Origin of the sequence: Micromonospora sp. NPDC052213, from assembly GCF_040679695.1 — a bacterium.
Classification (GTDB): domain Bacteria; phylum Actinomycetota; class Actinomycetes; order Mycobacteriales; family Micromonosporaceae; genus Micromonospora.
In genome coordinates, this window is record NZ_JBFAVI010000237.1 from 7,438 (window position 1) to 8,322 (window position 885).

At 75.3% G+C, this 885-nt stretch carries 1 protein-coding gene; it reads left to right on the forward strand.

Annotation, left to right across the window (positions count from 1 at the left end):
• Positions 1–104 precede the first annotated feature (104 nt).
• Positions 105–812: a cytidine deaminase gene (locus tag AB0L34_RS31600; RefSeq protein WP_363709056.1), complete on the forward strand. Its 708-nt coding sequence runs from the start codon at positions 105–107 to the stop codon at positions 810–812.
• Positions 813–885 lie beyond the last annotated feature (73 nt).

Here is an 885-nt window from a genome sequence, read left to right on the forward strand (position 1 = left end):
CGCCGGCGCGCCTGCGGGTCCCGCACGGTCCGCAGGTGCCGGTTCCAGGCTGTCGTTGATGACGCTCGTTCCGGCTGGTCACCGGCATGCGGCAGAATGACAGGATGACCGAGATCGACTGGGAGCGCCTGCGGGCCGCCGCGACCGAGGTGATGCGGCACGCGTACGTGCCGTACTCGAAGTTCCCCGTCGGGGCAGCCGCCCTGGTCGACGACGGCCGCGTGGTGGTCGGCTGCAACGTGGAGAACGCCGCGTACGGCGTGGTGCTCTGCGCCGAGTGCGGCGTGGTCTCCTCGCTGCACGCCACCGGCGGCGGCCGGATCGTCGCCCTGTCCTGCGTCGACGCCACCGGCGAGCCGCTGATGCCGTGCGGCCGGTGCCGCCAGCTGCTGTGGGAGCAGGGCGGCCCGGAGTGCCTGATCGAGGCCAAGGGCGGCCCGCTGCGGATGGCCGAGCTGCTGCCGCACGCCTTCGACGTGGCCGACCTCGAGGCGGTCACCGGGGAGGCGCCGGTGCCGGTGGTGCCGGAGCGGCTGGCGGCCTGGCGCGGCCGGGGCACGGTCTTCGTGCACCCCGACCTGTCCGCCGGCCAGCAGGTCTGGACGGCCTACTGGGAGCGGTCCGCGGGGGACAGCGAGGGCGCCGAGACCGGCGTGCTCGAGGAGGGCCCGAGCTGGGACGACCCGGCGGAGGCGATCGCCTGGGGGCACGCCCGCACGCCCCGGGTCGTGGTCGTGGACGCCTCGGGCACGATCTTCTGGGCCGGCGAGGGCGAGCCGCCGATGGAGATCCCTGTCCGCTGGGGTGGTTGAGCTCAGAGCGGCTGGGGCCTGCCGTGCCCGGCTCCGGGCGGTCAGGCTTGATCCCTCCGCCGGGCACGGCAGG

What these genes read in the sequence shown, in the direction of transcription:
- AB0L34_RS31600 (WP_363709056.1), top strand. Translation starts at nt 105, where the DNA reads ATGACCGAGATCGACTGGGAGCGCCTGCGGGCCGCCGCGACCGAGGTG.